Genomic DNA, 22,523 nt, shown 5'->3' with positions numbered 1-22,523 from the left:
AAAGGTAGGTATATCAAAAGGAAGCTTAATGTAAGGAATTATTGGCACAATTAAAAGTAAGCATTTTGTTTTCAAGCTATATTACAATACTTTATTTTGATTTTACAAGCCAAACAGAATATAATTTTATTTATTATAAATTGTATTATTCAATAATAAAAAGAAAAACAACAAAATAGTACCAAGAAAAACAGCCACTATTTTAAGCAAAAATAAATGCTTTGTTTAGCAGTATAACAATGTCAATAAAGTGTTATATTTTAACAGGTAAGTATTGAGCATTTTTTACATTTTTTGATAATAGGTTGCGGGTAAATCAAAAACAAACCAACACCCAAAAGCACCTAAATAAGGGCTTGTTTTATAGGTGGCAAACGTGCGTTAGGGTTGGGCTTATCAGGTTGATACCTTGATGGGCATTGGTTATTTAAAGATAAGTCAGCGGTTTTAATATTTAATTATTTATCAATACTTTAAAAACTTCCAAAACTACGATTTTTATAAATCACTAAAAATCAACGTGATAGAAGAAATTTAGCTACCGAACCGAATCGACAGCAGCTTGCTGGAATGAGCTCAACATAGTTAAACAGGGTACACTTGCGACTTGTCGCTTAAAGCTTGCCCCTATCGGGGCTTTTAACCCATAAATAACTAAATCGTAATTCAATGAACATACCTCCATTTCAAACTTTTACTACCTCTTTGGCGAAAGCCAACAAAGCTAAAAACGGGGATGCTTGCCGTTGCCAAGTATGGGAAGAAACCACTCAAACCTTGGCGGTGATGGTTTTGGCTGATGGTGTAGGCAGCAAACCTTGCGACTATAAGGCTTCGGCTACTGCAGTGGATGCTTTTTTGACACATTTTGGCGATAACCCTGACCAAACCAACATCAAAGCAAGAATGCAAGCGGCTGCCTACCACGCCAACCAACGAGTACATCAAACCTCTGCTGCCTGCCAGGGAATGATGGCTACTTTTGTGGCAGTAGTATGGCAGGTAGAGACTTCTTTGTTGTATTTTACTTCGGTAGGCGACTCCCGATTGTACCTTCAGCACAAAGGTACTCTGACACAGCTTACTCAAGACGATTCGATAGAAAAAACGGAAACAGTAGGCGGGCAAACCTATAGCCGTAGTTATATTACTGAGGCATTGGGGGCTGGAGTAGTACACTTTGACATACAAACTCAGCCATTTTTACCGGGTGATGCTTGTTGGTTGATGTCAGATGGGTTTTACCCTGTGGTGCCCGCCCCTGCCCTGATACAGCTGTGGCGTTATACCAATTTTGCCCACGGTGCCGAGCAAGTTTTCAAACAATATATGCCTCAATATCAGGACGATGCGAGTGTGGTGGCTTTGCGCCGAAATGATGCACCTAAGAGTTTTGCTACAGCATTTGATCAATGGAAAATCGAACGTGTGACCCAAACATTGCCTGCCAATATGCAAATATCTGTCTTGACTTGTACTATTTTTGAAGCCACCCACTATAGTTTACTCAAGGCAACTACCAAAGAGGCTTTGCGCTGGCTACAAGTGTTAGATGAACTAACTATAGTGCCTGACCTTGTCACAGTAGAAAGTTTGTTACAAGCTTTTGGTAAAGCTAAGTTAAACGACCAGGAAGTCTATAAAAAAATCAGGAAGTTGTTAGCGAAGGCTTCGCAAAAGTGACAAATTATTGACAAAAATACTTGACGCTAACCACTTGTTACTTGAAGCTTAAATAAACAATACAATGCAAGCAATCGAATACACCCAAAAGATCAGACAACTGCTACAAAGCAGTGACAAGGCAAATGTAACGCTGGCTTTTCAGCTGATGGAGGGGCAAGGAGTTCCAGCAACTTTGCATGGGTTGATGAGTAATGACTTTTACAAAAAAACTTTGTGCATTCAACATGGCATTACCCCACCTATTCAAGACCTTACGGATTTTCACCTGGAGGGCGACCATATACAACCTCCCCGTTATGTGTTTGAGCGTTTCCCCGAAGCACTGCTTCGCTTGCCTCACTTGCAAGCACTTACTTTTACCAGGCATAGTTTTGACAAAATACCAAAGATTGACGCTGCCTGGACTGCCCTGGAACAACTAGACCTTTCGGCAAATGGATTGGCTACATTGCCCGATGACTTTGGCAACCTGAGCAAACTCAAGCAATTGTCGCTGGCAGATAATCAATTGTCACAATTGCCTGATAGCTTTAAAAAATGCAAACAACTGACCGAACTCAATCTAAGTAATAATCAATTGCACGAGTTTCCTACATTGATCGGACAACTTACCAAGCTTGAAAAACTGAACCTGGCAAACAATTGCCTCACCAAAATACCCGCAACTATTGGTAAATTGAAACGATTGAAAGAGCTCAACCTAAGTGGTAATCACTTGACTGATTTACCTGCTCAGATTGGTCGTCTCAAAAAACTGGAAACCGTTTACCTTTCTCAAAACCAGTTTGAACAAGTACCCAAGCATTTGTACCAATCCGAAAACCTGGTATGCCTTGAGATACAGGATAACCCGATGGAGCAAGAACAAATAGAAGAAGCACAACGCTTGTTTCAGTTTAAGCTCACTGTAATGATTTTTTTATTGGGGAAGAAGTTTTGAAAGCTTTGACTTTAATTGGGTAACAGGTTAGCCCCCTCTCGGCTACAAGAACGAAAAAACATACACGATTAAAAGAGTACTATCTTCTACCTACAAATTGAATGAATCGTTAAGGAACATGTTCAAAATAAGTGTCGAGATTGAGGTCATAAACTCAAGGCTGACTGAGGCACTTTTTGCGGGCGTAGCAGCGCTACGGACAATAAAAGTAACGAAAGTCAGGAAAGAGGATATGTTCTAAACCGGACAGTTATTGCGATCACGTTCCTAAAAGTCAATTTGAGGTGAAATCAGTAGCTACTTGTAGAGCAGCGTCAAACTTGAAGCACCGATATATATCGGCATCTAAGGACTTGAGGGCTATAGAACCCTCCATCTACTGATTTTATGAATCATTAAAAACCAATGTTTTATAAATCGGTAAGTTGCTTGTAGAGCAGCGTCAAACTTGAAGCACCGATATACATCGGTATCTAAGGACTTGTTGCTAAAAGCTTGCGGCTGTAGAGGCTACTGACTATCAACTAAAAAACATTCTTTCAGAAAATCTTCTATGACCATATTAATTACTTCTTTGTATTTGCCTATATCGGTATTAATGGTTCCGTGGTCTTTGTTAGAAATGACAGTGACTTGTGCCGGAATTTTGGCCGCTTTGAGGGCTTCAGAAAAAATATGTGCAGCGACTGGTGCCTGGTTGCTATGGTCGGCACAAAGCATTAGAAAACGGGGCGTATAGGTGTGTGTGCCTACATGCAACACTGGCGAAGCATCGGTCCAGTCTTCTTCGTGGCTTCCAAAAGCTTGAGTATACATACGCGAGAAGTTCTTTTGTTGTCGCCTCATGCGCGATTCCACATCAAACCCTACCCCATCTACCACCAGTATCCCCCTGATGATTTGTGGGTCAAGCCCTAACTCCAGCATAAACCGGGCATTGGTACCCAACAGTGCTACTATATGCCCCCCTGCCGAGTGTCCCATCAATATGATTTGTTGTGGGTTGCCACCATACCCTTCAATGTTTTGATGCACCCAGGCAATGCTTTGGGCAACGTCTTGAGTGTGGGCAGGGTGTTGCACATCAGGCGAGAGCCTGTAATTGACCGATACGAACACATAGCCCAACTGAGTAAAAAAAGCTGCTTTATCTGCCACCTCTTTTTGTTTGTCACTTGTCATCCAACCACCTCCGTGTACCCATAGTAATGTAGGCTGAGCATTGTTGGTCTCATCGGGCGAATAAATATCCAAAGACTGTAAATTTGGGTCAGCATCAGGGCTTTTTACATATAACACGTTTGTTGTTGTTCGCATGGGTTATTATTTAGAAGTGAAATAGCTTGCTCTAATATAAGAATAATTTAGAGAAATTGTGCTGGGCAAGCGAGGGGATTTAATGGAATATTTGTAAAATAAAAAAACCATTATACTCAGGTCATAAGACCTTTGTGTAATGGCTCCGTTTTATCATGTGAATGATGCTGCAAAGCTGAGCAATTAGCAGTAAAAAACCTAACGTTTTCTTTTTTTATTTGAATGATTGGCGTAAAACCTTTGGAGACTTGTAAAGTTTAGTACTGTCTCACTTTAGTAAAAAACAAGTCATATTTCTTACTATAAAGGCACGATTTCAAAAAGTAATGCTACCTGATTGCCCTCTCCCAAAAAAGGGGCTGTATCATTTATCTGACAGCCCCTTTTGACACTCTTTAGCCTCAGTGGCTCACTACTTTCTTACTTGCACCAACGGCATACGGCTAATGGTACTTGGTTTAAGCGTAGTAGGATGTTGCTTGCCCTTGGTCAGGGTTTTTACTTCATCTGCCACAAAAAAATCTAACTCACGCAAATACACAATGCCGTCGTTATTAAAGTCAGCCTTTTTCTCTGCCATTGCCTTCAGCAAAGCATAAGTAAACGCACCGTGTTTCCAGTCGGGTTGCTCCAGTGAACTCTCGCTTCCGGTAGATGCCGACATCACAATTACCCCGTGCTCAGCCGATGTAATTTCTCTGATGGCTTCGGTATTATTTACCTTTGATCCACGGGTTTTTGTCAGGTTATCGCCCAAGGCACCACTATGGCAAGCATCTAAAAATAGCATTACCTTAGAGGGCAAATTACCTAATACATCTTGAAAATCGGCCCAGTTTACAGCCGTGCTTCTCAACCTTTCGGGGTCACCATCGTGTGGCAATATAAAAAACTTACCCTTTTCGTTGAACCCATGACTGGCAATGAATAAAATAGCGACGTCTTTATGTGTTACATTTTTCTCTAACCAATAAAAAGCATCCAGAATATTGGCACGGGTAGCTTGTTTATTGGTCAATTGTTTTACCTGCACATCTTTATAAAGCAATCCTTTTTGGGTTTTAAACAAGGCAGTAATTGCTTCTGCATCTGCGTGGGCATAATCAAGGTTGTAAGACTGTTTCTTAAAATCAGATACTCCCACACTTACCACATACAAGTTAGGCTTCAGCATATTATTTTGCTTCACATCAAACTCCAGGTCATCGTTGTTCTTTTTACTGATACTACCCGCTTCACGCTTCAGGGTACGGGCTTCTGACAAGGTAGAAGAACTCGTATTGGAAGCAAATACTAAAAGGTTGGTTTCGGGGCCTTCCAGAGTTACCTTATACTCAAGCACCTTTTCTTTGTCCGACTTATTTTTTACTACTTCAAACCCTCTCGTTTTGGCTACTGCTCTGCCATTTACCAACAGCTTTACTCCGGTAATTTTTGAGCCAGAAGTAATGCGGGCTTTTACAGTAAATGTTTTACCTTTTACTTTCAAGTCACCTTCAGCCGGGTTTACCCACTCTACTTTAGGCGGCAGATGATCCATGATGTTTTCGTTCTTTTTTACAATGTTTTCGGTTACTTGTACATTGTTGGTATTGTATAACTTCATTGCTTTGTCAAACGAACCATGCTTGATAATAAGCTTTACCAAATCGGGCTTGTAGTATTTTTTGCGGAAAGTAGCCACCGGATAATAAGTCCCCAGTTTATTGCCTCCACGGTTAATATGCCACCCAATGTAGCGCTCACCCCCTGCCGACGCAGCATAGTACCCTTGAGGAGTCCAGCAAACCCACTCGTTGTCAGTTGCTACAAATAAGGTAGCCAGAGGACGTACTTTAATTCTACGCTGTTTGTAGAGATAGGCTTCATACATATTGGCGTTGGTATTTTCATTGTTTTTGCGAAAAGCAACAATTGCCTTCAGCCAAGGTTCTATGCCAGGTTCATTGATTAGGTTTTCGATTCCATTGCGTTTCCAGGCTTTAAGCCAGCTAGGGTGGGTAAATCGCTTGGCAATTGTTTTGAGTTCCCGCTTGCTGGTGCTAAACCCTGGGTTGTCTATATTCCATAACCTAATGGTTTGGTCATCGCTACCTGATACCAGCAGCTTGTTGTCAGACGAAGGTGATATCGCCCTTATAATAGAGGTATGCCCCACTAATTGTTTCAGCTTCTTGCCTTTTCTAGAGTATAGGTTCATATTGAAACTATTTCCTAAAATAATTCTGGAAGCATTGGGGGTATAGGTAAATACTTTGATAGAACCATCTACACTACTTCGGTTTTTGATAAAAAGCTCGTCTTTAATTTTTAGTTTGTATTTGCCTACTTTAGTCAGCGTATTGCTTTTATATAAAATAAGGGCTTTACGAAAATCTGCTGGATCTACCCCATCGGCATATAGCTTCATTTTGGTAAAGTCAAACGCCTGAGTCAGTGGTCCTTTATTGCTACCACTGTTCCAGGTATTACCAAATGCTATTTTTGCCCCTTTTCGGGCAAAGCCTATATTAAACTTGGGTTTACCCTTGCCTTTTACGTGCGACACCGCCTTGCCTGTTTGCGTGTTCCACACATATACTTCTTTATCATCTCCTCCACCGGTAGCCATATACTTACCGGTAGCCCCCCAAAGAGCGGCACCTGTAGCATACTTGTGCTTGGTAATAGAGCTAAGCAAGTCGGCACTGGGTACACTATAAATGTTTTGATACTTGGCTGCGACCAATAGTTTTTTGCTATCACGGGAAAAACGAATTTTTTTGACAATGGTAGTATTGGTAGATATTTCTTTCAGAAAGTTTCCTTTGTTATCCCACAAAAATATACGTTTGTCGTAGCCACCCGTAGCAAAATATCGCCCGTTGGGTGAATAAGCTACAACCTGAACTCTATTATTGTGGCGAGTCAGGGTTTTGATTACCTGGCGGTTTTGCCAATCCCAGATTTTCACCGTTTTATCATAGCTCCCCGAAATAAGTTGGTTGCCATTGGGTGCAAACGCTACCTCATAAATGCTATTGCTGTGCCCCTTAAGGGTAGTTACCAGACGTTTTCGGTTTACTTCCCATATTTTGATGGTTTTATCACCACTGCCACTGGCAATGTATCTGCCATCTTTTGAGAAAGCTACCGAGAAAACCACATCAGTGTGTCCGGTCAGTTTGGCAATCATTTGATTACTCTTCAGGTCTATTATTCTTATCGCTCCATACTCTCGGTTGGTACCATAAGAGAAAAATCCCCCCACTACCAACAGGCGTCCGTTAGGTGAGAGTGCCGCAGAATAAATCTTGCCCTGCGAACCATCTCCAATCTGCCCTCTGATTGTTTTTTTGAGCTCGCCACTGGACGACTCCCAAATACGAATGGTTTTATCGTGACTTACCGAAATCACTGATTGGCCGTTAGGCGTAAACAAAATGTCAGAAATTTTAGCCGAATGCCCTTGTGGTTCTATCACCAACTGGGTATTATTTTGTGCTTTTATTGCCACAGTCAGCAGTAGCAAGCCACACAGCAACCATAGTTTGTTATAATGTAAGATTCTCATAGATTAAATAGGTGTTTTTATAGATTACTTAGTGTTTCAATATAAAAGACGTAAGGCTCTGTTAAAAGAGTTGTTTTTACTTCAAATAATATTTATTACATAGCCACCAATATAAATACAAAATACATGTTTTTGGGGGCAAAATCTATTTTTATAATAGATTACTTGCCTCGCTTTAGGCATACAAAAGACACATAGTGGTAGGAGGTATGTTTTATTGTTGTAAAAGCTGGCAGTGATATGATGTACGGGATTTGAACGCTGGAGATTAGATTTTGGACTAATTTATCAAAGTTTCATAGGGATAACATTGGTTTTATGAAAACATAAAAACGCCCCACTATTTTTCAATAATGAGGCGTTTTTGTATCAAAAAAAGGTGTTGGTCTACATTTTTTCAAAAACCATCGCAGTAGCACCACCACCACCATTACAGATGGCCGCCATTCCATACTTACCCTCTTTTTGCTTCAATACGTTGAGCAAAGTAGTGGCAATACGGGCACCAGAGCAACCCAGCGGGTGTCCTAGAGAAACAGCTCCCCCGTGCACGTTTACTTTGTCTTCGCTCAATCCCATATCTTTGTTAAAAGCCATGGTTACTGCAGCAAAAGCTTCGTTTACCTCAAAATAATCAATGTCTTCTTTTTTAAGGCCAGCCAACTCAAGGGCTTTAGGAGCGGCTTTGCCAGGGGCAGTCGTAAACCACTTAGGCTCATGAGAAGCATCGGCAAAACTTACTACCTTGGCTATAGGCTTTAGACCTAAAGACTCCGCTTTTTCTTTGCTCATAATTAGCAGTGCAGAGGCACCATCGTTCAAAGTAGAAGCGTTGGCTGCGGTGGCTGTACCCTCTTTGTTAAACGCAGGACGCAACTTAGATACTTTCTCGAAGTTTACACGTTTGTACTCTTCATCTTCTGTAATTACCAAAGGATCGCCTTTACGCTGAGGAACCTCTACAGGTACAATTTCTTCTTTAAAAACGCCGCTTTCGGTAGCCGCAGCACTGCGCTTGTATGACTGAATGGCAAACTCATCCTGAGCTTCGCGGGTAAACCCATATTTTTCAGAAGTGGCATCAGCACTCACTCCCATGGCCACTTGGTCGTAGGCATCAGTTAAACCATCATAAGCCAAACCATCTATTGTAGTTACATTGCCATACTTGTAACCAAAACGAGACTTGGTCAAGTAGTGAGGTACGTTAGACATGCTTTCCATTCCACCAGCAATGATTACATCATTTTGACCTGACATAATGCTCATTGCCGCAAAAGAGATAGATTTGATACCCGAAGCACATACTTTGTTTACAGTGGTACAAGGCACCGTGTTGCTAATGCCCGCATACAATGCAGCTTGTTTGGCAGGAGCTTGCCCCAAACCAGCCGAAAGTACGTTACCCATAAATACTTCTTGTACTTCTGAAGCATCTACTCCAGCTTTTTCCAAAGCTCCTTTGATGGCAGCTGCTCCTAGTTGAGTAGCAGTAAGACTTGACAAGCTTCCCATAAAGCTACCAATGGGAGTGCGAACAGCAGAAATGATATATACTTCTTTCATGTTTTTTTGAAGTTTTAGTGTGTGATTGCTTGAATAGTTCAAATTGGGTTGTAAGTAGTGAAGCCTACAGTCTGGCATTTGTTATAGGTGTGTGCGATTGACTGATAAGTAAAACTACAAAAACGATCTATTCCACTTAAACAACCTCCCTCATTATGCATCAATAAGGTATTTTGTTCCTTTGAAATACTTTCATTTTTTACGTCTTACTAAGCCTTCACTTCTTTACACAAATCTAAATACAAATGCAATCAATTCCCATTTTATTACAATCATATTCTATTGATTGAAGCCTTCTCAGGAACATCATTCATTTTTAATCGTATTTTTTGAACTATTTCAATGTATTAACAACAAAATAGCCGACCAAAGTTCAGGTTAAATAAACTTAGACCGGCTATACAGGTGATTTTGGTCAAAATAAACCCTGACTATTTCTTATGTTTATGGTATACCTTAGCTACAATGCGCCAGCCATCATCGTATTTGTACAGCGACAAATAATCGGTATACACTAGTTTTCCTTTCTTATACAGTTCTACTTTTGCCGAAGCAGTATTTCCGGTAACATCTACCATAGGAAACTTATGCGCCCACTTATTTTTTTCTGGGTCAAAATCTGGCTTGGCTTTTCTCTTTTTTACTCCTGCCACCCACTTACCGATCGGATAACGACGAAGTTTATCTTTACTACCTTGGCTAAAAATGGCAAACTCAGGATGAAAACCTTTTGCCATTGCTTCGGGGTTTAGCTCATTGAACGCTCCGTGTATATATGATTTTAAAATGTGTTGCTTTACCTCTGCTTTTTTAGTTGCATTGTCATAACGTAGCTTGGTAAAGGCCAGCAAAGGCACGATAGCAATCATTGCAAATAGGGTGATCCAGCTTTTTTTGATATACATGGTTTACAAATTAGGTTGGGTGATTTAATTAAGTTGTTTATGAAATTAATAGTCCGCCGCTTTTTTGGTTTGGTTATCCCTCTTGCCAAAGTACAGCTTGTTATGATGAGCTCAACGCAGCTACACAGGCTGAAACTTACTCCTGTCAAAACTTTGGACTATTTGTAAAATTAACCATACCATTACTGCTTTGCTTAGGTTTTAGACCAAATACGTGACTATACACCCCAAAACAGCTCAGGCAATGATTAACGACATCAATAGCCTTGCAACACTTTATAAAAATCTTCTTCCATTGCCTCAAAACGAGCCAAAACTTTTTCAATAAACCCAGCATCCTCAGTGATTTCACGCACCTCGGCTTCGCCTGTCACATCCATTTCACCTATTTTATAAGTTTGTTCCAGGTTATTTTGCTCAAACTTGAGTATGTACTTTTGGTTCATAGTCAAAAGCGTGATACTACATTTAGGATGAGGTATATTAGCAATTAATCTCATATTTTGTTTACTAGTTTTAGAGTAGATGTTTGTTTTTCCAAACCCTGTTTTTACTATTTTAAATGAGCCATTCCTTTATGAATAGCACTCTACCGTTTAGGTTGCTCAAAGTGCCAGCATTTGTACCAAACAATATTTTTTTTTAAAAATAAATAAATTTTTCTTACCCAACTATTCCCATAGCTTCTACAGAGCAAGATTGTTTTTTACCATGATGGGCACTTTAGGTACAAATGTAACTAATAGATTTAAAATGACTGATAGTCAGCATTTTAAACTTTTTCTAGTGTTTTATGTTGTTCTTGTAATATTAAGCTTTTTGAATATTTTGCTGATATAAATAAAATTTTGTTAAATGATCGGCAAATAAGCTTGGTACAAAACAATCTTTGTTTTGAATTATTTATTAGATAGATTTGTAAGAATATTAGAAAAATTGGCATTAATTATATGGATAAACAGTCGACTACACTTGAAAACAGCAACGCCTCTACCTCAAACCAGCAGGATATTAAATTATTGATTGAATACTTCTACGATTGGGAGCAAAAACGCCCTAATGAAGTATATTTGAGGCAACCTAAAGGTGATACCTGGAAAGAATATACCTGGGCCGAGGTAGGAAATCAGGTAAGACGAATGGCTACAGCCATTCAAGCCCTGAACTTGCCCGAACGGAGCAATATAGGCATTGTCTCTAAAAACTGTGCACACTGGATCATGAACGACCTTGCCATTATCATGAGTGGGCACGTATCAGTACCTTTTTATCCCACGCTTCAGGCAGAACAACTCAACCAGGTAATGACCCACAGTGAGTGTAAAATACTCTTTGTAGGCAAACTGGACGATTGGGAAGGAATGAAGGCTGGAGTGCCTGAAGGAGTTCATTGCATTGCTTACCCTAATAGCCCCTCAGAAGCCGATGGTTTTGACAAATGGGATGACCTAACAGCCAAGCACGAACCATTGCAAGGTAACCCAGTGGCCGACCCTGATGAGCTGGCTACTATTATATATACTTCTGGTACTACTGGCATGCCCAAAGGGGTAATGCATAGCTACCGCACCGCAATTGCCCCTATGTCAGGTGCTACACCTATACTTAAGGTAGGTGCTACCTCTGACCGTTACTTTTCTTATTTGCCACTTTGCCATATTGCAGAACGCGCCATTGTAGAAACTGCCAGTTTGTATTCAGGCGGAACAGTATCTTTTGTGGAGTCGCTTGATACCTTTGCCAAAAACCTACAGGATGTAGCCCCTACTCACTTTTTGGCGGTACCTCGTATCTGGACCAAGTTTCAGTTGGGTATCTTAGAAAAAATGTCACAGGGTAAGTTGAATGTTTTGCTAAACATTCCAATCATCTCAAGTATTGTCAAAAAGAAAATACGCACTGCCCTTGGGCTCAACAATACCAAATTGTTGCTCACTGGAGCAGCACCAATGCCTCCTACTTTGATTGCCTGGTACCAAAAATTAGGTATGAATATTCGCGAGGCGTATGGAATGACCGAAAATGGTGGATGTTGTACTGTAATGCCTGCCGATGAAAATAAGCTGGGGACAATAGGCAAGCCATACCCAAGTTGTGATATGAAAATAGAAGAAGGCACAGGCGAGATTTGCATGCGTGCTCCCTGGGTAATGACCGGATATTACAAAGAGCCTGATATTACCAAAAAGGTGTTGAAAGAAGGAGGATGGCTGCATACCGGAGACCAGGGAGAGTTTGATAAGGATGGTTTCCTGAAAATTACCGGAAGGGTAAAAGACACTTTTAAATCGGCCAAAGGTGAATACATTGTGCCTGCCCCCATCGAGGCTCAGTTTGCAATAAACAACCACATAGAGCAAGTATGTGTGTTGGGACGTAACTTGCCACAGCCAGTAATGTTGGTTGTATTGTCTGAGATAGGACTGCAGGCACCCAAAGCAGAGGTGACTGAAAGTATTGCCGAAACATTGACTGAGGTAAACGCAACACTTATAAACTATGAGAGGCTTAATAAACTTGTGGTAGTGTCGGAACCCTGGAGTGTTGAAAATGGTATTTTGACTCCTACACTCAAAATCAAAAGAAATATACTGGAAGCCCATTACCAAGATCAATTGTTGAAATGGTATGAGCTAAAAGAGAAAGTTGTTTGGGAATAAATTTCTCACAATGTTTGTTGTATAAATATTCTGAAAAAACCTGGTAATCTTTTATTATCAGGTTTTTTTTATGCTGTAAGGGCAAAAAAAAAGAGACTGTAATTATGGTAATTACGCCTCTCACTTCTTTTTAAAGTCAGTTTTTAAGATTTGGTGAAATAGTAGTTTCGCTTTTTATATTTTTCTTTGAAAAAGGTCACCCTCTTCCACTGATTTTTTTTGATATTTACCATTTACACACATTTACCCCCTGAATAATATCATTATTATAAGAGTTTTATTAAATTAATTGGAACATTCAATCCTTTACTTACCGTTTAAGGGTTACAATAGATACTTATGACACCTGTATTTAAATGTACACCAACCAATAGTACATGTTACGTTTAAAAATATTCATTTTCGCCTTTATACTTCCAGTATTCTCGCTCCAGGCTCAAAAACAAGGGAATATCTGGTATTTTGGTTTTGGCGCCGGGCTTGATTTTAACAATACACCACCTACCGCACTCACCGACGGAAAATTGATTACAGATGAAGGTTGCGCCACTATTTGTGACAATGACGGTAAACTCCTGTTTTACACGGATGGTATCAAGGTATGGAATCGTTTTCATCAGGAAATGCCCAATGGTACGGGGCTGTTTGGAGATCCATCGGCTACCCAATCGGGGGTGATTGTTCCTTACCCAGGAAACTCAGATTTATATTATATTTTTACGGTGGATAACAACCTGGGGCAGTATGGGTTTGCCTACTCAATGGTAGATATGACCAAAGAGACTGGGAAAGGAGATGTGGTGGTCAAGAATATACCTATGTTTACCCCATCTACCGAGAAAATTACTGCCGTACAACACGCCAATGGTACCGATGTATGGGTCATTGCCAAACCTTGGGAAACAACGAATTTCACGCCTACAGAATTACAACCCAAGGGCTCGAAACCCAACCTGTCATTAGTTATTCCGGGCTCATCCACTCAGGATTTATATTCAATACCCACGGCTACCTCAAGGCATCGGCTATGGGCAACAAGCTGGCAGTAGCCATTGGTACAGAAGGAATATGCCAATTGTTTGACTTTGACAACAATACAGGAGCAGTGTCTAACCCCGTAACTATTGACAACCTTGAGTATGCTTATGGAGTAGAGTTTTCGCCAGATGGCAAAAAATTATACATTAGCCGAAGGTATCACTCTGATGTGTACCAATACGACATATCTAATCATAATCAATCAGCCATTGTCAGCTCGTTGGTGATCTTGCCTACTTTCTACAACATTGGCGCATTACAACTAGCTCCAGACGGTAAAATTTATTGCTCCAAGTACAGTTATTCTCTTGATGTAATCAACAATCCTGATGGTAAAGGCAACGCCGCAATTTATCAGGAAGATGGCGTCAGTCTCAACGGCAGAGTAGGCTCTTTGGGCTTACCCACTTTCGTGCAAAGTTATTTTAATACCATTGCTTTTACTTTTGACAAAACCTGCAAGGGGCAAGCTACCGAGTTTACCCTTACAGATACTGTAGACGTACTCGAAGTAAACTGGAACTTTGGCGACCCGGCATCTGGTGTAATAGCCAACACCTCAATACAACGAAAACCTACGCATGTGTATGCCACCGCAGGCACCTATTTTGTTACGTTGGTCATTACCTACACCAATGGAACCCAAAAAACATTTGAACGCTTTGTGGTCATTACCGACTCTCCCCCTAAAGTAGACCTAGGCCCCGATCAAATACTTTGTGACAAATCTTTGTTATTGGATGCTACTGATTCCAGCGCTTTTTCTTACGCCTGGTCTGATGGGTCTACCCGTCCGTTTTTGGTAGTAGACACCAAAGGAACCTATTGGGTAGACGTTACCAATAGTTGTGGTACTACCCGCGATTCTATAGACATCAATGATCCTTCTTTTACACTCGACCTGGGCCCCGACCGGGTAGTATGCCTGGGCGACACGGTTAGCCTGAATGTATATACTCCAGGGGCTACTTATGAGTGGCAAGATGGGTCTACCGACTCGGTATATGTAGTAGCCGATGAGGGCGTGTATACTGTACGGGTAACCAAAGACGGATGTACCCAAACAGATGATATTAAAGTATCGGTTATCAAGATTGAATTGCCTTCTTCCAACGTAGTGTTGTGTAAAGACCAAACACTAAGGTTGGATGTATACCAAAATGTGCAAGGAGTAAACTTTACTTATACCTGGCGCAAAGTGACTGACCCGTCTACTGGAGCTACTACAGTAGTAAGTACTGACTCGGTATATACCATTACCCAAACCGGAGAATATACTGTGAGGGTTGCCGGAGGAGGGTGTGCCGCTACCGGAAGCATCAATGTAGGAATTAATAATACCCCACCCCCTACTGTAGACCTGGGCAAAGATACCGTAATTTGTTTTGGTACTACCCTTAAGTTAGACGCCACATTGTTGGGGCAAAGTGCTACCTACCTTTGGCAAGATGGTTCTACCAACCCTACTTACATCGCAAGAAACGGAGGACTGTATTATGTAGATGTGACCAGTGGGGGTTGTACTACCCGCGATGCAATCAATATAACTATAGAGTTTCCCCTGCCATTGAACCTGGGCAAAGACAGCACTGTATTGTGCGACCCAATCAATGGATTGCCTTTGGTAGCTTATAACCCCAGAGCAACGGCTTATTTGTGGAATGATGGCTCTACCAATGATAGCTTGATTGTAAAGCAACCAGGTACTTACTGGGTCACCATTACGTCAAGTACAGGCTGTATTACCCAAGATACCATCTTAATTATTGATCAAACCCAACCCCTCACTCCAGTAAGTTTAGGAAACGATACTACTTTATGTAGTGGGCAAACCTTGCTGCTGGATGCCGGAAACCCTCAAGCCAATTATTTATGGCAAAATGGTTCTAGTGACAGGTACCTCAGTGTAACCAACTCTGGTAAATACTGGGTAGAGGTAACCAATGGTTGCCAAACAGAAACCGATACGATCAATGTAACTTATATACAAACTCCAGTGGTAGATTTTGGAGCGGACAAGGTGCTGTGTGCTGGCGAGCCTATCAAACTGGATGCAGCACAACCTGGTGCTACCTATTTGTGGCAGGATGGCTCTACCGACTCGGTTTTTGTGGTCAATACTCCAGGCAAATACTGGGTAAAAATAAATAGGGGCAAGTGTGCAGTAACCGATACCATTGACATAGACTTTACCATTCCACCTGTTACTAACTTAGGCAAAGATACTATTTTGTGTGATGGACAAAACCTGTTTTTGGATGTATACACCCCTGGTGCTACTTATTTGTGGCAAGACAGCACCACCAATCCTTATTATGAAATTACCCAAAGTGGCACTTATGCCGTGCAGGTGTCTATTGGCGACTGTAAAAAAACCGATACTGTAGTGGTGTCATACCCTGATGCCAACTTTAATCTGGGCGATAGTACCATTATTTGCACCAGTGTTCCCTACACCCTTGATGTAACAAACCCTCACCCGGCAGCTACTTATTTGTGGCAAGACGGCAGCACCAATCCTACTTTTACAGTGTCGGCAGTGGGCTGGTATAAGGTAACAGTCAGTTTGGGGCGTTGTACCTCTACCGACTCGGTGTACATTGACATTGCCAACCCACCTCAGGTAAACCTGGGCAAAGACACACTGGTATGCAACGGCTCACCGTTGTTGCTTGATGCTTTCAATCCGGGCGCCACTTACGAATGGTCAGATGGATCTAAGAATCCTACCTTGACAGTGACCCAAAGTGGAATGTATTGGGTGAAAACTTCGATAGGGCAATGTAGTGTAATTGACACCATCAATGTAACAATATTTAATGTAGACTTTGGCTTCGGGCGCAACTTGATGGTGTGCCAAAATGAAGCAGTATTTTTAGATGTATTTGTGCAAGGGGCTACCTATGAGTGGAACACTCCCACCGATCGCACTGACTTGAATAAGTATAAACCTTTTAAAAATGTTACCCAACCTGGCACCTATTGGGTAACAGTAAAGCTGGGAGGTTGCGAAAAAACAGATACCATTACTATAGAACACGCCATTCCTCCGGTGATCAATTTCCCTACCGATAGCTTGACCATTTGCCAGGGCGACTCTATTGTTTTAAATGCTTTTAATAAACTTGCTGATTATATGTGGCAAGACGGCAGTACCAACCCTACCTATGCTGCACGTAATACTGGGTGGTACAAAGTGGCAGTGTCTATAGGGCAATGTGTGCGCATGGACTCCATGTATGTCAATGTACTCCAAAAAGCTTTTAGTTTCGATCAAGACACTTTGCGTCCCTGTACTGGCTCATCAGTCTTGCTCAATGCCTACAATGTAGGGGCTACTTACTTGTGGGACGACGGTTCTACTCTTCCTTTTAAGGTGGTTACTCAAAACGGTTGGTACAAGGTAGAAGTCTCATTCAAGGCTTGCGCTGTTCGCGACTCAGTATTTATCGAATACACCAGCCCTCCATCTGTCAACCTTGGTGCCGACCAGATTTTATGCAACGATGAATCTTTATTGCTGAATGCTACTTCTGCCGGAGCAACTTATGAGTGGCAAGATGGCAGTACCAACCCTACCTTTACCATTACTCAATCGGGTAAATACTGGGTAGCAGTTAAAAAAGGAGACTGCATTGTAAGCGACACCATCAATGTAGAGTATCGTTTGGTAGGTTTTTCGCTGGGGCAAGACCGGGTGCTATGCGAGGGGGCCACTGAGTTTATTGATGCTTATCAAGTAGGTGCCACTTATGTATGGCAAGATGGCTCTACCAAACCCTATTACTTTGCCGACAAGGTAGGTACCTATTGGGTAGACGTTACTTTTGGCACTTGCTCGGTGCGCGATAGCCTACAAATATTGCCTCCTGTGGTTGATTTTGGTGGGGCAGAAACCAGTGTATGTGCCGGGCAAACACTGGTATTGGATGCCACCTTGCCAGGGGCGCTGGGGTATCTATGGAGCAATGGCACCACTGATGCTACTTTGAGCGTAACTAATGCAGGTACTTATTCTGTGACTGTTCGCTTGAATAACTGTGAGGCAACAGGTAGTATTAAGGTAAGTTTTATAAATCCACCTGACGCCAGTTTAGCCACCCGCAACGATACTATTTTGTGTACAGGTGGTTCGCTCACCTTACAACCCAAGGCGGCCATTGATGGCATCACAGCTACTTATTTATGGAGCGATGGCAGTACCACCCCTACTCTTACCATTACAAACCCTGGCTTATATTGGGTAGCAGTAACCGAAGGCATCTGTACTGCCCGCGATACGGTAGTGGTAAACCGTGCCAATTGTAACTTGTATGTACCCAATGTGATTACACCCAATGGTGATGGTAAAAATGACACATTTAAAATTCCAGGACTAGACAAATCGGGCTGGAAACTCATCATTAGCAATCGTTTGGGCAATGTGATTTACCGAAGGAATGACTACCAAAACGATTGGAACGGAGGAAGTGCTCCTGCAGGCTTGTATTTTTACTCGCTTACCTACAAAGACACTGGGGTGAGTTATAAAGGTTGGATAAAAATCATGAAGTAAGCACATTTTGATCTTGAACCGATTGAAGCAGCCCAGACGGTGTGCTGTTGACCAGTACTTGCTATGAAGGCGCATTTACGTAAAATCTCTGGGTGTGTTATTCAAATCTCTACATTATTGTTAACTTCCCGTTTTCAAAACATAACCTATACTTACCTTTCATGAAGAATACCTTACTTTACCTGTGTTGGTTTGCCTTATTGCCTTTGTTTGTGCAATGTGGCAGTGCCAAAACGAAAAAAGCCCAACAGCTGGAAGAAACCCTGGACCAAGCCAATAGTGCCTGGGCAAAAAACGATTATAAAAACGCTCAAATATACTATGCACAAGCTGCTAAGTTGAGCCCCAAGGATGTATACATCCAAAAACGCTTGACAAGCATTGATTCTATTCTGGCCAACCAAAAGTTGGAAAAGAAATCTATAGTAAAAAAAACATTGCCTGTAAAAGAATACGACTTTGAAGATAGTTTTTACGGGGGCTTTGCCAAGGTAAAGCAAGGCGATAAGTGGGGCTATATAAACAGGCAAAAACAAGAAATTGCTGAACCACAATACGACGAAGCCGCCCACTTTAGCCACGGGTTTGCCAGGGTGTCGGTCAAAGATAAGTATGGGTTTATAGACACTAACGGCAAAGAAATAGTAAAGCCAATAAAGTACGAACAAGCGGGTAAATTTGGTAAAGAAGGACTTGCCTTTGTAATGAAAGAAGATAAATATGGTTATGTAGATACTACCGGAAAGGAAGTCATAGAACTGAAGTATGATTGGGCTGGAAACTTTTCTGAAGACCGCGCCAAGGTGTCCCTGGGCAACAAGTTTGGCTTTGTAGATGCCAAAGGCGAAGAGGTAATTCAGCTGGACTACGATGCGGTACGTAACTTTAAAGATGGAGTAGCTGCTGTATGGAAACAGCGCAAGTGGGGCTTTGTAGACATCAATGGTAAAGAAGCAATTCCTTTTAAATATGACCGGGCAGAAGACTTTCGTCTGAAAAAGTATAAAAACAAATACAATCAGGAAAAAGAAGAGATGCTTGCTTTGGTAGTACTAAATGGTCAAACATTTTTTATCAACAAAAAAGGTAAATGTGTGGTTGATTGTGACGAAAAGTGATTCAGCCTTCTTTTTTTGGCTAAAAACCTTAGTTTTGTAAGTATATCATCATTTTAACGCACAATATATATTGCCTTATTCACTCAAAATATACGGTATACTATTCATAAGCTTTTGGCTTGCTGTATTGGGGCGGGTAATGGCGCAAGACAGTGCTATAAGTGTCCCTCAAAAAGTGCCTACTTTTGACAAAGCTAAAATTCAAAAGTACAAAGACGATCCCCGCTTTCAGTACAAAGAAGTACAAAAGCCTGCAAGCCCTTCCACAATTTACAGGCTCAAAGAATGGCTATGGCGTAACTTCTGGGAGCCATTGAGTGACCCCGACAAACACCCAGTTGCAAGTAAAGTGTATTATTTATTAATTGCACTGATTCTGTTGTATGCGATTCTTAAACTCATCAATGCCGATTTGACGGGAATATTTCGAAGAGAGCCCTCCAATAAAATCTCTTTTACCGAAGTGGATGAGAATATCCATGAGATGAATTTTGCCCAACTGATAGAAGAGGCAAAAACTAAACAGAACTACAGGCGTGCCATTCGTTTGCTATATCTCCAATCGCTCAAAAAATTATCAGACAAAGGGTTCATTCACTGGGAAATAGACAAAACTAATCAGGAATATGTACAAACACTGCAGGACGGCGCACTGAAGTCAGACTTTCAGGAACTGACAGTAAGGTTTGAATATATTTGCTATGGAGACTTCCATATCGACCGCGATTTATTTACACAAACAGCGCCTTTATTTGAGCGGTTTAATGCACGTATAACCCAAACCAGGTCCAAACCAACCCATACATAAATGCTATGAAAAAACAGAACTCAGTATTTATATTGTTGATTGTGGTCATACTAATGATACTTATGTTTGCCGAGTATGCCCAACCCAAACGCATTAACTGGAACCCTACCTACGCCTCTAGCGACCAAAACCCTTACGGCGCCTATATATTGCACCAAGAACTGGCAGAGGTGTTTCCTGCCCAAAAAATAGAAACTAAAGAGCGTACTATTTACGAAAGTCTCAAACGCGATTTTAAGGCACGTACTCACTTGGCTCAGGGTGATGTAAACTACCTCTTTATCAATCGATTGTTTGATCCTAACCCAACTGATTTTAGAATATTAAAAAAATTTGTGAACAATGGAGGAGAGGCTTTTATTTCGGCCAGATTGTTTAACAAAGCAGTGGCAGACGAACTGGAAATTAAAACCAGCTACTTTTTCTTAAACACCAAAGATTCAGTATCATTAAGGCTCACTCCCCCTCACCCTTTTGCCAACCAAACCTACTATTTCAAACCAGGAACAGTTACAGAGTATTTTGAAAAATACAATAAAACAAAGTCAAAAGTATTGGCAGTAAATAGTCGCAATCAACCAATATTGATTAAGTACCCCCATGGCGATGGTCATTTTTATATCAATACCACGCCATTGGCTTTTGCCAATTATCATATGGTGTTTAACAACAACGCTCATTTTGTGGCAGGTATACTTAGCTACTTGCCCAGACAAACAGTGTTTTGGGATGAGTATTATAAAGAAGGGCGTATTCATGACAACAACCGATTGCGCTTTGTATTTAGCCGGGAGTCGTTGCGTTGGGCGTTTTGGCTAACTGCGGTAGGTTTGTTGTTGTTTATCATTTTCGACGGACGTCGCAAACAAAGGGTCATTCCTATCATCAAGCCTTTGCCTAATACCACGCTGGAGTTTACCAAAACTGTAGGGCAACTGTACTACCAACGACGCAACCATAAAAACATCGCAGAAAAGCGTATTACTCATTTTATGGAGTTTGTACGCACCCATTTATACTTGTCTACTGCCCAGTTTGATGATGATTTTTTGAATAAACTTGCTGCCAAAACCAATGGCGATCGACACGAAATAGCCACTCTGTTTAAACAGATTAAACAAGTAAAAGCCAAGTCGGTTATTTCTGATGCCCAATTGTTGCACCTGAGTAGCCATATAGACAGGGTAAAGGCTGCTTACGAAGGCAAAGACTTGAATAAAGTAGAAGAAACCAAAGCCTCAAAACAGTTTAACAACCACATTATTTTTGGTGTGTTTTGGCTCTTAATGGGCAGTGCAGCGGCACTATCTTATGTCATGACCTCAGACGGTGATATGTTGTACCTGTTTTTAGGTGTTGTGATATTGGGTATTTTACAAATTGCCTTTGGAACATCGCAACAAGCCAAAGAAAGAAGCAACCGGATAAGGTTGAGTAAGGGTAAAAAGCCTTTAAAGCAAAACAGTTTATAATGAAGACCTTCACCATAGGTTTGTGAACAAAACCAGGCGATCATAGACCACATTCCAAACATATCGTTTCTTGAAAAGCCTCTTAGACCTAAAGGTTTTGAGCTTTTATCTTTGGACGAGTTGTTTGCCCAACACCCCATCAACCACGACCCTTATAAACCTCACCGGCTTGATTTTTTCGCCATATTGATCATTAATCAGGGAAAAGCTTGTCATCACCTTGACTTTACAACTTATGTTTTGCGCCAAGGTGATTGTTTGGTTATTTCGCCAGGGCAAGTACACGCCTTTGACCTCCAGTCTACCTACAAGGGGCACCTGTTGCTATTTACCGAAGCATTTTTGCTTAAGTATGTAGCTCAATCAGCATGTGCCAAAATAGCCCAACTGTATAAGTGCCCCTTAAGCTTATCTTTTTTTAGTTTGCCAGAAAGCTCAAAACTAGTGACCACCATCAACGAAGTATTGATAGATACCGAAAAATTTGCTCAAACCGATATTATTGGGGCACACCTATCTATTTATTTGCTCAAGCTTGTTCGGCTTAACCAAACGCAGGCATTGGTTTATCGTGATGGCAGCAATTATGAATTATTCAACAGGTTTAACCAACAAGTAACCCAATACTTTCACCAAAGTCGCAATGCTAAAGATTATGCCCTTGAATTGGCAGTCTCTTACAAACACTTAAATGAAATATGTAAACAATTTACCCAAAAAACTGCCAAGGCATTTATCGACGATGTAGTAGTATTGGAAGCACAACGGCAGCTGTCATCCACGACTAACTCTATCAAAGAAATAGCCTTTGCCTGTGGGTTTGATGAACCTACCAATTTTTTGAAGTACTTCAAGAAGCATACTGGTAAAACCCCGGCCGATTTCCGAGCTAAATACCCATAGGT

The 22,523-nt window shown here is 41.2% G+C and carries 14 protein-coding genes; 9 read left to right on the top strand and 5 right to left on the bottom strand.

The features are described 5' to 3' along the window. Positions 1 to 669: 669 nt before the first annotated feature. Both M23134_RS14165 and M23134_RS38135 read left to right on the top strand, forming a co-directional pair. Positions 670 to 1,683: a PP2C family protein-serine/threonine phosphatase gene (locus M23134_RS14165; protein WP_002697214.1), complete on the top strand. Its 1,014-nt coding sequence runs from the start codon at positions 670 to 672 to the stop codon at positions 1,681 to 1,683. A 64-nt stretch (positions 1,684 to 1,747) separates the two neighbouring features. Beyond that, positions 1,748 to 2,626 (top strand): leucine-rich repeat domain-containing protein, encoded by an 879-nt coding sequence (locus tag M23134_RS38135; protein ID WP_002697213.1) that lies wholly within the window; start codon positions 1,748 to 1,750, stop codon positions 2,624 to 2,626. Positions 2,627 to 3,136: 510 nt separating this feature from the next. Here the strand turns inward: M23134_RS38135 and M23134_RS38130 are convergent. The 5 genes from M23134_RS38130 to M23134_RS14135 form a co-directional block, all read right to left on the bottom strand. Continuing rightward, the gene (locus M23134_RS38130; protein WP_082226568.1) at positions 3,137 to 3,943 is read right to left on the bottom strand and encodes an alpha/beta hydrolase; all 807 of its coding nucleotides are present in this window, start codon (positions 3,941 to 3,943) and stop codon (positions 3,137 to 3,139) included. A gap of 412 nt (positions 3,944 to 4,355) precedes the next feature. Beyond that, entirely contained in the window at positions 4,356 to 7,496 is a 3,141-nt protein-coding gene (locus M23134_RS14150; RefSeq protein WP_002697211.1) for a caspase family protein, read from the bottom strand. Between the two features lie 387 nt (positions 7,497 to 7,883). Then, the gene (locus M23134_RS14145) at positions 7,884 to 9,062 is read right to left on the bottom strand and encodes a thiolase family protein (RefSeq protein ID WP_045113576.1); all 1,179 of its coding nucleotides are present in this window, start codon (positions 9,060 to 9,062) and stop codon (positions 7,884 to 7,886) included. Between the two features lie 431 nt (positions 9,063 to 9,493). After that, positions 9,494 to 9,967, bottom strand: coding sequence for a nuclear transport factor 2 family protein (locus M23134_RS14140; RefSeq protein ID WP_002697207.1), 474 nt, complete (start codon positions 9,965 to 9,967; stop codon positions 9,494 to 9,496). A gap of 257 nt (positions 9,968 to 10,224) precedes the next feature. Further along, complete coding sequence (locus M23134_RS14135; RefSeq protein ID WP_045113575.1) at positions 10,225 to 10,467, bottom strand: hypothetical protein; 243 nt, start codon at positions 10,465 to 10,467, stop codon at positions 10,225 to 10,227. A 450-nt stretch (positions 10,468 to 10,917) separates the two neighbouring features. Between M23134_RS14135 and M23134_RS14130 the strand changes: the two genes are divergently transcribed. The 7 genes from M23134_RS14130 to M23134_RS14105 all read left to right on the top strand — a co-directional run bounded on the left by M23134_RS14130 (position 10,918) and on the right by M23134_RS14105 (position 22,521). Beyond that, positions 10,918 to 12,627: an AMP-binding protein gene (locus M23134_RS14130; protein WP_002697203.1), complete on the top strand. Its 1,710-nt coding sequence runs from the start codon at positions 10,918 to 10,920 to the stop codon at positions 12,625 to 12,627. A 377-nt stretch (positions 12,628 to 13,004) separates the two neighbouring features. Then, positions 13,005 to 13,676, top strand: coding sequence for a hypothetical protein (locus M23134_RS42075; protein WP_002697202.1), 672 nt, complete (start codon positions 13,005 to 13,007; stop codon positions 13,674 to 13,676). Continuing rightward, positions 13,655 to 18,220, top strand: coding sequence for a T9SS type B sorting domain-containing protein (locus M23134_RS38120; protein ID WP_002697200.1), 4,566 nt, complete (start codon positions 13,655 to 13,657; stop codon positions 18,218 to 18,220). The genes M23134_RS42075 and M23134_RS38120 overlap by 22 nt, the downstream gene beginning before the upstream one ends. 161 nt (positions 18,221 to 18,381) lie before the next feature. Further along, positions 18,382 to 19,338, top strand: coding sequence for a WG repeat-containing protein (locus tag M23134_RS14120; protein ID WP_002697199.1), 957 nt, complete (start codon positions 18,382 to 18,384; stop codon positions 19,336 to 19,338). A gap of 70 nt (positions 19,339 to 19,408) precedes the next feature. After that, positions 19,409 to 20,146, top strand: coding sequence for a DUF4129 domain-containing protein (locus M23134_RS38115; protein ID WP_002697197.1), 738 nt, complete (start codon positions 19,409 to 19,411; stop codon positions 20,144 to 20,146). 5 nt (positions 20,147 to 20,151) lie between these two features. Then, positions 20,152 to 21,618 carry a DUF4350 domain-containing protein gene (locus M23134_RS14110; protein WP_002697194.1) on the top strand — a complete coding sequence of 489 codons (1,467 nt, stop codon included), beginning with the start codon at positions 20,152 to 20,154 and terminating at the stop codon, positions 21,616 to 21,618. A gap of 111 nt (positions 21,619 to 21,729) precedes the next feature. After that, a complete protein-coding gene (locus M23134_RS14105; protein WP_002697192.1) occupies positions 21,730 to 22,521 on the top strand; it encodes an AraC family transcriptional regulator in 792 nt (263 codons plus the stop codon). Positions 22,522 to 22,523 lie beyond the last annotated feature (2 nt).

Source organism: Microscilla marina ATCC 23134, assembly GCF_000169175.1.
Classification (GTDB): Bacteria; Bacteroidota; Bacteroidia; order Cytophagales; family Microscillaceae; genus Microscilla; species Microscilla marina.
The sequence above is the reverse complement of the archived record's forward strand: the minus strand, read 5'-3'. Positions and strand labels throughout refer to the sequence as shown.

What these genes read in the sequence shown, in the direction of transcription:
- M23134_RS14145 (WP_045113576.1), bottom strand. Translation starts at nt 9,062, where the DNA reads ATGAAAGAAGTATATATCATTTCTGCTGTTCGCACTCCCATTGGTAGC.
- M23134_RS14140 (WP_002697207.1), bottom strand. Translation starts at nt 9,967, where the DNA reads ATGTATATCAAAAAAAGCTGGATCACCCTATTTGCAATGATTGCTATC.
- M23134_RS38120 (WP_002697200.1), top strand. Translation starts at nt 13,655, where the DNA reads ATGGGCAACAAGCTGGCAGTAGCCATTGGTACAGAAGGAATATGCCAA.
- M23134_RS14110 (WP_002697194.1), top strand. Translation starts at nt 20,152, where the DNA reads ATGAAAAAACAGAACTCAGTATTTATATTGTTGATTGTGGTCATACTA.
- M23134_RS14135 (WP_045113575.1), bottom strand. Translation starts at nt 10,467, where the DNA reads ATGAGATTAATTGCTAATATACCTCATCCTAAATGTAGTATCACGCTT.
- M23134_RS14130 (WP_002697203.1), top strand. Translation starts at nt 10,918, where the DNA reads ATGGATAAACAGTCGACTACACTTGAAAACAGCAACGCCTCTACCTCA.
- M23134_RS14150 (WP_002697211.1), bottom strand. Translation starts at nt 7,496, where the DNA reads ATGAGAATCTTACATTATAACAAACTATGGTTGCTGTGTGGCTTGCTA.
- M23134_RS14165 (WP_002697214.1), top strand. Translation starts at nt 670, where the DNA reads ATGAACATACCTCCATTTCAAACTTTTACTACCTCTTTGGCGAAAGCC.
- M23134_RS42075 (WP_002697202.1), top strand. Translation starts at nt 13,005, where the DNA reads ATGTTACGTTTAAAAATATTCATTTTCGCCTTTATACTTCCAGTATTC.
- M23134_RS38135 (WP_002697213.1), top strand. Translation starts at nt 1,748, where the DNA reads ATGCAAGCAATCGAATACACCCAAAAGATCAGACAACTGCTACAAAGC.
- M23134_RS38130 (WP_082226568.1), bottom strand. Translation starts at nt 3,943, where the DNA reads ATGCGAACAACAACAAACGTGTTATATGTAAAAAGCCCTGATGCTGAC.
- M23134_RS14120 (WP_002697199.1), top strand. Translation starts at nt 18,382, where the DNA reads ATGAAGAATACCTTACTTTACCTGTGTTGGTTTGCCTTATTGCCTTTG.